The organism is Pandoraea cepalis (genome assembly GCF_902459665.1).
Lineage (GTDB): Bacteria > Pseudomonadota > Gammaproteobacteria > Burkholderiales > Burkholderiaceae > Pandoraea > Pandoraea cepalis.
Map to the genome: position 1 here is coordinate 72,713 of NZ_CABPSL010000012.1, position 13,666 is coordinate 86,378.

Annotated in this window: 10 protein-coding genes; 6 read left to right on the forward strand and 4 right to left on the reverse strand. The window is 64.9% G+C overall.

What is annotated here, in order from left to right; all coding sequences use genetic code 11:
* The first annotated feature begins 34 nt into the window (after window positions 1-34).
* Window positions 35-1,915 (forward strand): branched-chain amino acid ABC transporter ATP-binding protein/permease, encoded by a 1,881-nt coding sequence (locus PCE31106_RS15415; protein WP_051060217.1) that lies wholly within the window; start codon window positions 35-37, stop codon window positions 1,913-1,915.
* Between the two features lie 73 nt (window positions 1,916-1,988).
* On the forward strand, window positions 1,989-2,711 hold the full coding sequence (locus PCE31106_RS15420; protein WP_017234338.1) for an ABC transporter ATP-binding protein: 723 nt from the start codon (window positions 1,989-1,991) through the stop codon (window positions 2,709-2,711).
* Between the two features lie 20 nt (window positions 2,712-2,731).
* Here the strand turns inward: PCE31106_RS15420 and PCE31106_RS15425 are convergent, their stop codons facing one another.
* A complete protein-coding gene (locus tag PCE31106_RS15425) occupies window positions 2,732-3,865 on the reverse strand; it encodes an NAD(P)H-dependent flavin oxidoreductase (RefSeq protein WP_150563869.1) in 1,134 nt (377 codons plus the stop codon).
* Window positions 3,866-4,030: 165 nt separating this feature from the next.
* Window positions 4,031-5,152: a site-specific integrase gene (locus PCE31106_RS15430; RefSeq protein WP_150563870.1), complete on the reverse strand. Its 1,122-nt coding sequence runs from the start codon at window positions 5,150-5,152 to the stop codon at window positions 4,031-4,033.
* Between the two features lie 177 nt (window positions 5,153-5,329).
* Here PCE31106_RS15430 and PCE31106_RS15435 point away from each other — a divergent pair, with 177 nt between their 5' ends.
* A complete protein-coding gene (locus PCE31106_RS15435) occupies window positions 5,330-6,355 on the forward strand; it encodes a DNA-binding protein (RefSeq protein ID WP_017234341.1) in 1,026 nt (341 codons plus the stop codon).
* Between the two features lie 58 nt (window positions 6,356-6,413).
* Here the strand turns inward: PCE31106_RS15435 and pdxR are convergent, their stop codons facing one another.
* The gene (gene pdxR, locus PCE31106_RS15440; RefSeq protein WP_017234342.1) at window positions 6,414-7,955 is read right to left on the reverse strand and encodes a MocR-like pyridoxine biosynthesis transcription factor PdxR; all 1,542 of its coding nucleotides are present in this window, start codon (window positions 7,953-7,955) and stop codon (window positions 6,414-6,416) included.
* A 186-nt stretch (window positions 7,956-8,141) separates the two neighbouring features.
* On the opposite strand from pdxR, the gene PCE31106_RS15445 reads away from it, so the two are divergent.
* Together PCE31106_RS15445 and PCE31106_RS15450 are read left to right on the forward strand one after the other, a co-directional pair.
* The gene (locus PCE31106_RS15445) at window positions 8,142-8,894 is read left to right on the forward strand and encodes an SDR family oxidoreductase (RefSeq protein ID WP_017234343.1); all 753 of its coding nucleotides are present in this window, start codon (window positions 8,142-8,144) and stop codon (window positions 8,892-8,894) included.
* Window positions 8,895-8,932: 38 nt separating this feature from the next.
* On the forward strand, window positions 8,933-9,337 hold the full coding sequence (locus PCE31106_RS15450; RefSeq protein ID WP_150563871.1) for a cupin domain-containing protein: 405 nt from the start codon (window positions 8,933-8,935) through the stop codon (window positions 9,335-9,337).
* A gap of 91 nt (window positions 9,338-9,428) precedes the next feature.
* On the opposite strand, the gene PCE31106_RS15455 is transcribed toward PCE31106_RS15450, so the two are convergent.
* On the reverse strand, window positions 9,429-11,549 hold the full coding sequence (locus PCE31106_RS15455) for a putative bifunctional diguanylate cyclase/phosphodiesterase (RefSeq protein WP_150563872.1): 2,121 nt from the start codon (window positions 11,547-11,549) through the stop codon (window positions 9,429-9,431).
* Between the two features lie 519 nt (window positions 11,550-12,068).
* On the opposite strand from PCE31106_RS15455, the gene PCE31106_RS15460 reads away from it, so the two are divergent.
* A complete protein-coding gene (locus PCE31106_RS15460; protein ID WP_174975214.1) occupies window positions 12,069-13,568 on the forward strand; it encodes a DUF2252 domain-containing protein in 1,500 nt (499 codons plus the stop codon).
* Window positions 13,569-13,666 lie beyond the last annotated feature (98 nt).

Genomic DNA, 13,666 nt, shown 5'->3' on the forward strand with positions numbered 1-13,666 from the left:
CATCGTGGGCATCGTTGCGCTGTTCGGTTTTCCGATGGCCATCGGCAATCCTTATTACATCCACATGATCGAGACGATCATGATCTACGCGATCCTGCTGTTCGGGCTGGATATCGTCGTGGGTTACACCGGGCAGGTGTCGCTGGGCCATGCGGGCCTGTTCGGCATCGGCGCCTACGTGGCGGGGGTGTTCTTCACCAAGCTCGGACTCACGCTCTGGCTCGCGCTTCCGGCCTCGATCCTGATTACGGCCGCGTTCGGCGCCGTGCTCGCTTTGCCCGCGCTACGGGTCATCGGCCCGTATCTGGCGATGGTGACGCTCGCGTTCGGCACCATCATCCAGATTCTCATCAACGAGATGGATTTCCTGACCGACGGGCCCATGGGTATCACGCTCACGAAGCCACTCGTCGGGGGGCATCCGATCAATGAGACCGAGTATTACTGGCTGGTGGCGGCGTTGCTGCTGGCGAGCATGCTTGTGGCGCACCGGATTCTCAAGTCGCATCTCGGGCGCGCCTTCGAGGCGTTGCGGGATTCACCTGTGGCGTCGGACTGCATGGGCGTGTCGGTGTATCGCTACAAGGTGTATGCGTTCGTGATCAGCGCCGGTTTCGCCGGCCTGGCGGGAAGTCTGTACGCCTACTCGGAGCAGTACATCTCGCCCAACACGTATAACTTCGAGCTGACGATCCTGTTCCTGCTCGCCGTCATCATGGGCGGGCGCAAGACGCGCAGCGGCGCGTTGTTAGGCGCGGCGATCGTCGTCTTGTTGCCGCAATTGCTCGACGACATCGGCACCTTCCGGATCGTCGCGACAGCCATCGCCGCGGTGACCGCCGTCGTGGCGGTGACCGCCATCGCCCGCGGGCGCACCTCGCTCGCCAAGGCGGCGGTGCCGATCGTGGGGACGGCGGCCCTGGCCGGCGTAACCTGGTGGCGTGACAGCATCACCGACTGGCGCCTGACGATCTTCGGGCTGATGATTCTGTTTGTCGTGTACTACCTGCCGGACGGCATCATCGGCTTCGTGCGCTCGCGCATTCTGCATCGCCGTCGCACGTTGACCGTCTCGGCCACGCAAATCGACGAGTCGGTCGACGGCGAGCGCGACCCGGTCCTGACAGCGGCGGCGGGCGGTCCCGACGAACTGCTCAACGTGCGCCAGTTGCTCATGCAGTTCGACGGCCTGAAAGCGCTCAATCAAGTGGATCTGAGTGTGAAGCGCGGCACCATTCACGGGTTGATCGGCCCGAACGGCTCGGGCAAGAGCACGATGATGAACGTGCTCACGGGCATTTACGTGCCGACGGCGGGCAGCATCGAGTTCGCGGGTCAGTCACTTGCGGGGCGTTCGTCGTCGGATATTGCGCTCTCGGGCGTGGCCCGTACGTTCCAGAACGTGCAGTTGTTCGGCGAAATGACGGCGCTGGAAAACGTGCTCGTCGGCTTGCATCACACGTTCGGCGCGACGCTGATTGATGTATCGCTGCGTCTGCCGCGTTACAAGCGCGAGGAAGGGGCGGCACGGGCCCGGGCGATGCGACTGCTCGACTTCGTGGGGCTGGCGTCGCTCGCCGACGAGGAGGCGCGCAACCTGCCGTATGGCAAGCAGCGTCTGCTCGAAATCGCGCGCGCATTGGCACTCGATCCGCGTCTGCTGTTGCTTGACGAGCCGGCCGCCGGCCTGACGGCCCCCGACATTCGTGAATTGCTCACGATCATTCGCAAGATTCGCGACCACGGTATTACGGTCATCCTGATCGAGCACCACATGGACGTGGTGATGAGCACGTGCCAGACGGTCTCCGTGCTCGACTTCGGACAGAAGATCGCCGAGGGCCTGCCGGCGCAGATCCAGGCCGATCCGAAGGTGATCGAAGCGTATCTGGGCGGCGCATCGACGGCGCACTGACGACATTCGCGCATGCGGCGCACGGCGGGGACGATGCCCTGTGCCGCAGCCACGACGGACAAACGGAACCACTATGCTTTCCATTCGTAATCTGCAAGCCGGCTACGGCAAGGTGCAGGTGCTGCACGGCATCGACATCAATGTGCCGAGCGGCCAGGTCGTCACACTCATCGGATCGAACGGCGCGGGCAAGACGACGACCATGCGTGCCGTGTCCGGCATGATCAAGCCGACGGCAGGCGAGATCACGCTGGGTGACAAGCGTATCGACGGACTCGACTCGCATCGCATCGCCAAGCTTGGCCTGGCGCACTCCCCCGAAGGCCGACGCGTGTTCTCGACCATGTCGGTGATGGACAACCTGCGCCTGGGTGCCTTTCCGCGTCTGACCGGTAGTCGCCCGCGCGGCGATGTGGCGGCCGATCTGGAGCGCGCGATGGACCTGTTCCCGCGTCTGAAAGAGCGGCGTAATCAGTTATCCGGCACGCTGTCGGGCGGCGAGCAGCAAATGCTCGCCATGGCCCGCGCGGTGATGCTGCGCCCCGATATCGTACTGCTCGACGAGCCGTCGATGGGGCTGGCGCCGATCCTGGTCGACGAGGTCTTCCGCATTATCAGCAACCTGAAGTCGGAGGGCGTGACGATGCTGCTCGTGGAGCAGTTCGCCGCGGCCGCGCTGGCCGTGGCCGACTATGGCTACGTGCTGGAGAACGGCCAGATTTCCGTGCACGGCCCGGCGGAAAACCTGCGCAACGACGACAAGGTGCGCGCCGCCTATCTCGGCGGCAGTCACTGACCTTTGCCGGCGTACCTCGCTCAGTAGGTGGCGGAAAGCTCGCGTAGCGTGTTGAACGTCTCGCGCAGTTCGGTTCGTAGCGCGGCCACGAGGTCGGCGGCGGGCATGGCGCGAGCCAGCGGCGCCGCCTGACCGGCCCACTGGGCCGCGTAGTCGCTGTTGCCCTTGGCCTTGGCGGCTGCGTTGATCGCCTTGCCTGCGTCATACGTCACGGGATAGGCAGGCAGGTCGGGGCGGTCGGCTGCTTGCTCCAGCGCATAGAGGCGGTTCACGAAGCCGCGGGCCGGACGCCCGGAGATCGCACGAATCAAGGCGGTTCGCGGCGCAGCGCCGCCGGTCAGCCGTTCGCGGTAGGCCGCATCGGCCGACGATTCGGGGCATGCGACAAAGGCAGTCCCGAGTTGAGCGGCCTGCGCACCCAGCGCGAGGGCCGCTGCGATGCCCGCGCCGTCCATGATGCCGCCGGCGGCAATCACCGGCACCGACGTGTGCGTGACGATCAGCCGCACCAGCGCCAGCGTGCCCAGTTGCTCGTCATCGCTCGGCACGCGGTCGCCGAGATCTTCAAAGCGGCCACGATGACCGCCTGCCTCATACCCTTGCGCAACGATAGCGTCGACCCCTGCAGCCTCGATCGTCTTGGCTTCCGCCAGGTTCGTCGCCGAGGCGAACAGCACGATGCCCGCGGCGTGCAGTGCATCGATTCTCTCCTGCGACGGCAGTCCGAAATGGAAGCTGACCACGGCCGGGCGTTCTTCCAGAAGCATGGCAAACATGGCGTCGTCGGCCGCAAACGTCTTGTAGATCTCGCCGAGCGTGGTCGGAGGCGCGGCGTCGAAACGCGCGAACTCCGGGGCGAGATACGCCAACCAGGCGGCGTCGCGCGACGCGTCGAGCTTGGCGGGCGCGTGGCAGAACACGTTGACGTTGAACGGCTTGCGCGTCAGGGCGCGCGTGTCGTGAATGGCCTTGCGAGCGGCGTCGGCATTCATCGCGGCGACACCGATCGAGCCGAGCCCGCCTGCGTTGGAGACGGCTGCCGCGAGGGCGGGCGTGGACGTGCCGGCCATCGGGGCCTGAACGATCGGCGTCGACAGGCCAAGTCGTTCGATGAGTGCGCGGTGGCGGGATTGCGAGGCAGTGGAGCTTGACATGACGATCTGCACCTTTGAGTGTTCGGTAGGGGGAAACCGGACCCGTCGCAGCAGGGAGTCGATTCACTATGGCATACGCCCGGTGCGACAAAAGATATCACTAAAATGTATCTTTATGTCGACCACCCGCAGCATCGGCGGGGGCATTGGCTCGCGATATCGGGGTCACGCTTTGGGGCCCGCACGTTCGCCGGGGCCTTCGTGGGTTCCGCCCGTCTCCTCGGCGCCCATCAGATCGGCGGCGCGCGAGCGCTGCATATCGGCCCGCCTGAAGTAGCCGATGACGGTCGCCACGCTCGTATGTCCCGTCATCGACATGGTTTCGGCCAGTGGCACCTGCTGAAGCGCGGCCTCGGTGACGAAGCCGGCGCGCAGCGAGTGGGCGGAGAAGTCGCCCTCGAGACCGGCGAGTGCGCATCGCTCGCGCACGATGTCGCGCACGGCGGCCTCGGAGAGCGGTTCGCCCACGTGACCGCCGCGTCGAACGCGCCGAAAGATCGCCCCCTTCGTGATGTCCGCCGCCGTCAGCCAATCCGTGAGCGCCACGGCCGCCGCACCCGTGACCGGTTTTTCGTTCTCGGGCAGGTCTGCGCCCTGCTGATTCGTCTTCGACCAAGCGAGCGTGTAGACGTAATGGTCGGGTCCGCTGCGCCGCACGTTTTCGCATGTCGCCCGTACGACTTCCGAGCGCCTGCGGCCGCCGCTCGCCCATGCGAACAGCAATAGCGCGCGATCGCGTTTGCCTCGCAGGGTGTCGTCGCAGGTTGCCAATAGCGCACGCAAAGGCTCGCGCGTCAGTGCCTCCTTTTTTGCCGTGCGAACACCACGCTTTGCATAGGCACGACGTGTCTTTGCCAGGAGTTCGCGCACCGCCGGCTCCGCGCACGGGTTCGGCAAGTGGCGCGAGGTGTGCAGCTTGGCGATGACGCTCAATCGGTGGAGCAGTGTGGCGAGCGCCGGTGGTCCCAGACGGGTCTTGAGGCCTTGAGCGACGAGTGCGGCGTCGAGTGCGTCTGGCATCTCGGTTCTGAGACCGTGCTTGCCTTGATGCAGCGCATGATCGACCACGAACTGCACGATCACGGCGACCGGCAGCGGCGCGACGAGCGCCTGCCCGTACCTCAGGCGATACCAGCCCATCCAGTAGCGCATGGCCGATTGATAGCTCTGACGCGTGTTCTGCGAGTCGCCTTCCCGGGCGAGCGATTGTGCCGCATTGAGCGCGTCGTCATGGAGCGTCGCCGGATTTCGCGGTGGGGGCAGACCGAGGGCCGACGCGCCTCCCATTGCTGCGCTGGGCGCCGATTCGGCCGGCCACGGTCGCGTGGGTGTTATTTTTTTACCGGACATATGATTTAATATGTAATATGTACTAAATATAATCAAATCAACAAATAGCTAACGATAATCTTCCATTATCGTGGGTTATTTGGCAATGCCCTCGATATTCAGGAGCGCTACGTGATGACTACGCCTCAAACCCCGACGTCCGCCATGTCCACGCCGTTGCCGCGGCAAGGCGGGCGAGGTATTTCGGCGCACGACGTCTGGACGGCGGCCGATACGTTGTTGATGGCGGGGCAGCGCCCGACCATCGAGCGAATTCGTCAGCAGTTGGGGCGCGGCTCGCCCAATACCGTGAGCCCTTATCTGGATGCGTGGTTCGCCGGACTGGGGGCGCGCTTGCAAGGCGCGACGGCCGCCGCGCCCGGGTTACCGGATGGCGTGACGATGCCGGAATCGGTGGCGCGTGCCGCGCTCGATCTGTGGGCGCTGGCGTTGAACGAGGGGCGTGCTGCCCTGGCGGAAGACGAAGCGGCGCGGCGCGCAGTGTTGGACGCGCGCGAAGCCGAGCTGGCAGCGGATCGCGAGGCGCTGGAGCAGGCGCGGGCCGTGCTCCACGAGCGCATTGCCGCTGCCGAGACGGCGGCGGCGGATGCGCGTCAGGCGAGGGAGGAAGCACAGGCGCAGGCGCGGCGCGCCGAGGCGTTGTTGATTGAGGCGCAAGCCGATGCGGTGGCATCGCGGCAGGCACTGTCGGTGGCGCGTGAGCGTACGCATGCGCTTCAGGAGGAACACGCGGCGCAACGGTCCCATTGGGATGTCGAGCGCACCCGGCTTGGCGAGCGGGCCGAAGCCAATGAACGCCGCTTGATGCTTGAACTGGACGCCGCGCGCGAGTCGATCAAGTCGCTGCAGCAGGAGCGCAAACACGTGCAGCGTCAACTGCAGGATGCCGAAACCGGGCTTGCGGCGATGACCGAGGCACAGCACGCGATGCGGGCCGCGAAGGCACTGCAGGATGCAGTCGTGGCGAGGCTGCGCGAGCAGGTCAGCGCGCAGGAGGCATTGGCGGCAACGTATCAGTCGATGCTGGCCGCGCCGATGACGTTATCGTCCGGGCGCGGCAACCTGTCGGGAAAAAAGCGTCGCGTGAGCCATGCGGGCGTGCCGACAACGTCAGTGTTGCGTCGCGTGCGCCGGCCATGAGACAGGTAGCGCGGGGTGTCTGATATTTGTCGGCATTGGCGAACCGTCGGTCAGCAAGTCAGTCGTCCAGGCATGCGCGCAACGTCTGCGCGAGACGAGTGGCTTCCCCGGCATCGGCGACGTTCGCGAAGCCAAGCACGAGGCCGCGCGGCGTGTGCGATGTATGCCCGTTCGCATACCAGCTCGAGAGGGGCAACACGGCAAGTCCCGCCTCGCTGGCCCGGGCGGCAACGGCAACGTCGTCGACTGGGCCGTGCGGGCCTTCTGGGAATTGCACCGCGAACTGAATGCCACCGTGCGGCAAATCCAGACGCATTCGCTCGCCGAACGCTTGCGTCAGCGCTTGTGTGATCCAGACGCGCCGCTGTCCGTACAACGTGCGCATTCGCTTCACATGTCGCGCAAAATGGCCTTGCGCCATGAAATCTGCCACGGCGGCCTGCAATAGCGCTGGAGAGCCGGTGTTCATGCTGCACGCCACCCGCGCGACGCGCTCCACGGCACGCTCCGGCACCACCGCGTAAGCGAGCCGCAGGCCGGGGAACATCAGCTTGCTGAGCGTGCCGCAATAGATCACGCGATCGTGCCGATCGAGGCTCTTCAGCGCCGGCAACGGCCTGCCCGAATATCGGAATTCACTGTCGTAATCGTCCTCGATGATCCAGCGAGACGCTTTCTCGGCCCAATTCAGCAGTGCCAGGCGTCTTGCGAGCGACAACGTATGACCCAGCGGGCTCTGGTGCGATGGCGTGACCAGGGCGAAGCGCGCTTCCGGGTCCAGTTGTATGCCGCGCTCTACATCGATCCCCTCATCGTCGACCGGCACGGGGACGAACTGCATGCCGGACTCGGACAGAAAATCGCGCGCGAGCAGATAGCCGGGCTCTTCGAACCACACGCGATCGTTCGGTTTCGCGAGACTGCGCAACACGAGTTCAAGCGTCGCGCGGTAGCCGCCGGTCACGAACACTTGCTCGGGCAGACACGTGACACCGCGAGACAGACCCAGATAGGTGGCAATGCGTTCTCGAAGCGGCCGGTAGCCCATCGGATCCGGGCACGAGAGCATCGCGCGATCGCCGCTGCGCACACGAAGCGAAACCAGTCGACTCCATATCTTGCGGGGAAACGCGTCGAGCGCCGGTTGCCCGGCCTGCAACGGTCGTGGCTCGCCGCTCATTGCGACAGTGATGGACACGTGGGGCGGTGCCGGTCGACTCGGTGACGCGGTTGACGATTTCGCTGGGTCGGCGCGTTCCACGTTCGTTCGTTCCGTGTGCGGCACACCTTGCGGTGTTTGGTGACCTGTTCCGTAAGTCGAATGCACGATTGACGGCGGCAGCGACGGGGAAACAAACGTGCCGGCCGCGCCGCGCATCTGCAGATAACCCTCGTCGACAAGGATCGTATAGGCCAGTTCGACGGTGCCGCGGGCGGTATTCAACTGCGCGCAGAGGCTGCGAAGTGCCGGCACGCGATCTCCAGGACGCAGATGCCCCGCGGCAATCGCCGTCCTGAAACGCTCGCAAATCTGCAGATAGATCGGCTGCGGTCGCTGGCGATCTATCTGAATGTCCAGGGAGGGCGTTCGTGCGGGCATGGGTGTCTCGTGGATGAGGGCGGGCCAAGTTGATTTGGACTAGTCGGATCGATGATTTTTGGCCCTTATTGTTACGACATGATTGTTACATACTGCCCTTAAGCAATGCCATGGCGAGGACACTTCCACGCGATGCCACGCTCAGTACGCGTCTCGCGCGTTCAGTTGCCCCTTGGAGAATCTGTCATGAAAATCGTGGTAATCGGTGGTTCGGGCCTGATCGGCTCACGTCTCGTCACCCGGCTCGGCCAGGCAGGCCATCAGGCGCTCGCCGCGTCCCCGCGTACCGGCGTCAACTCCGTGACTGGCGAAGGTCTGGATGCCGCGCTCGTCGGCGCGGATGTCGTGGTGGATGTCACGAACGCACCGTCCTGGGAGCCTCAGGCCGTGCTGGACTTCTTCCGCACCTCGGCTCGCAATCTCGGCAAGGCTGAGGTGGCCGCGGGGGTGCGTCATCATGTTGCGTTGTCGATCGTCGGTACCGACCGCATGCCGGAGAACGCGTATTTCACGGCCAAGGTCGCGCAGGAGGCTGCGATCGAAGCCGCTGGCGTGCCATACACGATTGTGCGCGCCACGCAGTTCATGGAGTTCATCGGCGGCATCGCGGATTTCAGCACGGATGGCGACAGTGTGCGCGTCGGCGACGGGCTGTTCCAGCCGATCGCTGTGGACGACATCGTCGAGATCCTCGCACAGGTGGCGCTCGCGGCGCCGCGTAACGCCACGATGGACATTGCCGGCCCGGACCGCGCGTCGCTGGCGCAGATCATTGCGCGCTATCTGAGCGCGAAGGGCGATGCGCGCCCGGTCGTGACGGATCGTAACGCGCGGTACTACGGCGGCATCGTCGAGGAACTGTCGCTTGTTCCGCTCGGCGACGCGACGATCGGCCGTATCGGTCTCGACCAGTGGCTCGCCCAAACGCGCGAAGGCTGATTTTTCGGGCCGACGAAGGCCCCCGATGGAGTGAAGTCATGAAACGAATGGTTTTGTTCGGCGCAACGCTGATGTGCCTGTGCCTGATGGGGGTGCGCCCGGTCACGGCCGCGCCCGAGGCGCAGGTGGTGCCGCTGCGTTCGACGCCGTTGCCGGAGTACCCGGGCAAGGAAGTCAAGATGATCGTTGTGGAGTATCCGCCGGGCGCAGTCGACCCCGTGCACCGTCAGGACGCGCAAGCGTTTGTGTATGTGCTCGAGGGAAGCATTGTCATGGGCGTCAAGGGGGGCAAAACGGTGACGCTGAAGGCGGGGGATACGTTCCACGAAGGCCCCAACGACATTCATACGGTGGGGCGGAATGCGAGTACCACGCGGCCGGCCAAGTTTGTCGTGTTCCTGATCAAGAAACAGGGCGCGCCGATCCTGACCCCGGTGAAGTAACACGGTCGTTCCAGCCGGTGCCGGCAACCCCGGCGCCACCCCTGCGGGGCATTTTGCCGCCCCCGACCGGGCGAGCCCGGATGGCCGATGCTCAGGCCATCGCCGGCGCACCGGGGGCGCCCGGCAGCGCCGATAAGATCCGGGCGAAGGCGTCGCCGGTGACGGGTTTGCCGAGCAGGAAGCCTTGCAGTTCGTCGCAATCGAGGGTCTTGAGCGCCTCGCGCTGCGACGGCGTCTCGACGCCCTCGGCCACCACATCCATATCGAGCGAGTGCGCCAGCGCAATGATGGCGGAGACCACGGCGCTGCCCTCGCGGCCGCAGGTGTCCAGCCCGCTCGTGAAGAAGCGGTCCATCTTCAATTGCTTGACGCGGAAGCGCTGCAAGTACGCCAGACTCGAATAGCCCGTGCCGAAATCGTCGATGGCCACTTCAAAACCCTGCTCGTGGAAGGCTTGGATCACGTCGATCGTGTGCTGGGCATCGAACATGGCCACCGTCTCGGTGATTTCGAACATGAGCCGGTCGGCGGCGATGCCCGCCTCGCGCACGATCTCCACGATGTTTTCCACCAGTTGCGACTGGGCCATCTGGCGCGGCGAGAGGTTGATCGCGACCTTGACGGGCGGCAGACCCGCGGCGTCCCATTCCTTGATCTGTCGGCAGGTGGCCCGCACGACCCAATAGCCGATCGGCACGATCTGTCCGGTGCGCTCGGCGACGGGGATGAAGTCGGCCGGCTGCAGTTCGCCGAAGGTGGGATGCGACAACCGCAGCAATGCCTCGGCACCCGCCAGCGCCTCGGTGTCGCCCCGGTACTTCGGCTGGAAGTGAAGCGAAAAATACTGCTCGTGTTCCGCGTCGTGCAGCGCCTGCTGGATCTCCCACGTGCGTTGGGCGGCGGCATTCATGCGCGGCTCGAAGTAGCGGAAGATGCCGCGCCCGGCGCGCTTGGCTTCGTACATGGCCGTGTCGGCGTGCTTGAGCAGCATGTCGATGGTATCGCCATCGTCCGGAAACACGGCGATGCCGATGCTGGGCATGACGTGCAGCGATTGATTGCCCACGCGAAGTCCGTCGCGCATATCGTCGAGCAGGCGTTGCGCCACGCGCCCCGCGACCGCCGGTGACGACAGGGAGCCCAGCAGTACCACGAACTCGTCGCCGCCGAGTCGGGCGACCACATCGTCGCCATTGACGTTTTTGCGAAGCCGTTTGGCGAACGCGCGCAATACGTCGTCGCCCACGTTGTGGCCGAGCGAGTCGTTGATGGTCTTGAAGCCGTCCAGATCCATGAACAGCACCGCGAAACGGCGCTCGTCGCGACGCGAGTTCACGAGCATGCGCGCAGCGGAGTCGTGCAAGGCGCGACGATTGGGCAGATCGGTCAGCGCATCGTAGGTCGCCATTCTCGCGATCTGCGAGTTCAGCTGCAGAACGGAGTTGGCCAGGAAACTCGTGCGGGCGTCCAGGCGCGAGACGAGCAGGGTGGTGACGAGCATCAGGAAGGTGAACAGGCTGACGGTCGTGACCAGCCACGGGGAGCTCACCCCGCCCGCCGCGCCACAGATGGCGCCCGGCACAAAGTTGGCCGCCGACATGCCGGTGTAGTGCATGGCGGTGATCGCCAGTCCCATGACCCCAGCGGCGCCGATGCGTTTGGCCATGACGTAACGCAGACTGCCGTCGCGCAGCGTGCGCGCAATCCACAGTGCCGCCGTGGCCGCCGCCATCGCGATCAGGATCGAGGCGGCAAAGCGTGCTGGATCGTACTCGATGCTCGGATTCATCTTCATGGCGGCCATGCCGGTGTAGTGCATGGCCGCGATCCCGAGGCCGAGCGTGACACCTGCGGTCACCAGCCGTCGCTTGGTGAAGTGCTCGCGGGCGACCAGCCAGAGCGCCGCCCACGAGATAACGACGGCAATGCCGAGCGAGGCCGAGGTAATAAGGGGGTCGTATCCTAGCGCGAGGTTGGCGTGCGAACCCAGCGGCGCCCCGAACGGCGCGAGCGACAGCGCGAGCATGCCGATGAAATGCATCGACCAGATACCGATGCCCATCGCGGCCGCACCCACGGCAAGCCACGCGTGACGCATGCCGCGGTGTGTCAGGAGATAGATGCGACCCGAAAGGTCGAGTGCGGTGTACGACGCAAGCACGGCAACCGCGAGCGATAGTGCGACGAGCCAACCACTGTACGAACTGGACATATGAGAACCGACCGAAAAGTCCTGCTTAACTGGTTATCGGCAAGGACGGCCGATAGTTGAGGGGCACGTAGGAATGTTTCCGACAGCGCTCGGCCGATTGGGTCGGGTGGCGCGTGAGCGGGGGACTTCGCCGACGTCCGGGCGCGTCGTGCCGACGCTCGACACTGCCGATATCATGGGGAATAATCCGTCCATGCCCGTCTTGAGCCGTGTCGTGGGTGGAGACCCGGCACGCGGCGTCGCGTGCATCAGCTGCATCACCTGCGCCCCTCTTGGGCGGCCAACCGCCAGAATCACGAAGTCTCGGACATGACACGCGTATGACGTCGGGTGCCGGCGGGCGGTAGATTACGGCAGCCCTCAATTTTGCCTGATTTCCGCGGGATTTCCTCGCGCCACGTCAATTTTGATAGTTAAATGCCCCGCTGGCGCCGTGAAAAGTGCCGTCTTGCGGTGCGCTCACCCGTGCCGGTGGCGTGTGTGGAGTGGCTGCGGCATTGCACGAACAGGGAGCCAGTCATGCCCGCTAAATTGTCGTCTGCCTCGCGCTCGGCCACGGCCAGCCCCGCCGCATCTTCCGCCGCGTTTCCGGTCGCAACGTCGCCCACCGTTCCCGTCGTGCCGTTCGAAGCCCGCATCGCTGCCGGGCGCAAGCTGCGCGACACCACACCGCGTGGTAGCCACGCGCATGTCGGCAACGTCGACCGAGACGTTGTGGAACTGCTGCGCACCAGCAGCGAGGGACGCGTCGATGCGCTCGTGCCGCTGCGCTACGGACGCATGCTCGCGTCGCCCTTCGCTTTCTATCGGGGCAGCGCCATTGTCCAGGCCCACGATCTGGCGGGTACCCCGCACACCGGTCTCACGCTCCAGATCTGCGGCGATTGCCATCTGGCCAACTTCGGCGGCTTTGCCACACCGGAGCGCACCCTGATCTTCGATCTGAACGATTTCGACGAGACCGCGCTCGGGCCTTGGGAGTGGGATCTAAAGCGCTTGTGCGCCAGCCTGGTACTGGCCGCCCGCCAATTCGGCTTTGGCGATACGCTGGGCGTCGAGATGGTGCGCACGGCGGTACAGACGTACGCGCGGCGCCTGAATGAATACGCCCACATGCCGACGATTGCGTTATGGCATGAGCAGGTGACGTTCGAGCGCATGCTCGACCTCGCTCAAAGCGAGCGCGTGCGCGAGGGCGTGAAACGCGGCATTGCGCGCGCCACCGGGCGCACGCATGAAAACGTGCTTCCCAAGTTTGCCCAGCAGGTGGGCGATCATTGGCAGATTCGTGATGCACCACCGAGCATTTTCCATGTGCACGGCGCCACCACGTTGTTCGGCACGGAAGACGACTGGCTCGGCCTGGGCGATTGGCGCACGCTGTTCGCCCCCGTCTACAAGAGCTATCTGAACTCGCTCTCGCCCGATCGTGCGCTCATGTTGTCGAGCTACACGCAGGAGGATCTGGCGTTCAAGGTCGTGGGTGTCGGTAGCGTCGGCACCCGGTGTCTGGTGTTGCTGATGATGGATACCCACGAGCAACCGCTCTTCCTGCAGTTCAAGGAGGCGTCGAAGTCGGTCGTCTCGCGCTTCTTCAAAAGCGCCTCGTCGAAGCACGACGGGCGTCGCGTCGTGGAGGGGCAGCGACTGATGCAGGCGGCCTCCGACGCCTTTCTGGGCTGGGGCAGCGGCCCGTTCGGGCGCAGCGTGTATGGACGTCAACTGCGCGACATGAAGGTGTCGGCGCAATTCGAGCTGTTCCGCGCCGACGGCTTCCGTGAGTACGCCGGGCTCTGCGGATGGGTACTGGCGCGCGCGCACGCCAAAGCGGGCGGTTGTGCGGCTGAGCTGGTTGGGTATGTGGGCAAAGGCAACCGGCTCGCGCAAGCGTTGGTCCATTACGCGACCGATTACGCCGACCAGGTCGAACGCGACTACGAGGTGTTCAGAAAGGCATGTCGTGACGGTCAGCTAGAGGCGCGCACCGATGCCGACATGGCCGCTGATTTCATTGCGTGAGCCGAACGGGGGGCGATGCAGGCTTCCCCCAATGCATCGGCGATCGGGCGTGACTAAACTACTATTGACAAGCGCGAATTCACAAGCGCGACACTAGG

Excerpts from the sequence above, each read along its gene's own strand:
- PCE31106_RS15415 (WP_051060217.1), top strand. The coding sequence starts at position 35 with ATGGCCATCGGCAATCCTTATTACATCCACATGATCGAGACGATCATG.
- PCE31106_RS15420 (WP_017234338.1), top strand. The coding sequence starts at position 1,989 with ATGCTTTCCATTCGTAATCTGCAAGCCGGCTACGGCAAGGTGCAGGTG.
- PCE31106_RS15425 (WP_150563869.1), bottom strand. The coding sequence starts at position 3,865 with ATGTCAAGCTCCACTGCCTCGCAATCCCGCCACCGCGCACTCATCGAA.
- PCE31106_RS15430 (WP_150563870.1), bottom strand. The coding sequence starts at position 5,152 with ATGGGAGGCGCGTCGGCCCTCGGTCTGCCCCCACCGCGAAATCCGGCG.
- PCE31106_RS15435 (WP_017234341.1), top strand. The coding sequence starts at position 5,330 with ATGACTACGCCTCAAACCCCGACGTCCGCCATGTCCACGCCGTTGCCG.
- pdxR (WP_017234342.1), bottom strand. The coding sequence starts at position 7,955 with ATGCCCGCACGAACGCCCTCCCTGGACATTCAGATAGATCGCCAGCGA.
- PCE31106_RS15445 (WP_017234343.1), top strand. The coding sequence starts at position 8,142 with ATGAAAATCGTGGTAATCGGTGGTTCGGGCCTGATCGGCTCACGTCTC.
- PCE31106_RS15450 (WP_150563871.1), top strand. The coding sequence starts at position 8,933 with ATGAAACGAATGGTTTTGTTCGGCGCAACGCTGATGTGCCTGTGCCTG.
- PCE31106_RS15455 (WP_150563872.1), bottom strand. The coding sequence starts at position 11,549 with ATGTCCAGTTCGTACAGTGGTTGGCTCGTCGCACTATCGCTCGCGGTT.
- PCE31106_RS15460 (WP_174975214.1), top strand. The coding sequence starts at position 12,069 with ATGCCCGCTAAATTGTCGTCTGCCTCGCGCTCGGCCACGGCCAGCCCC.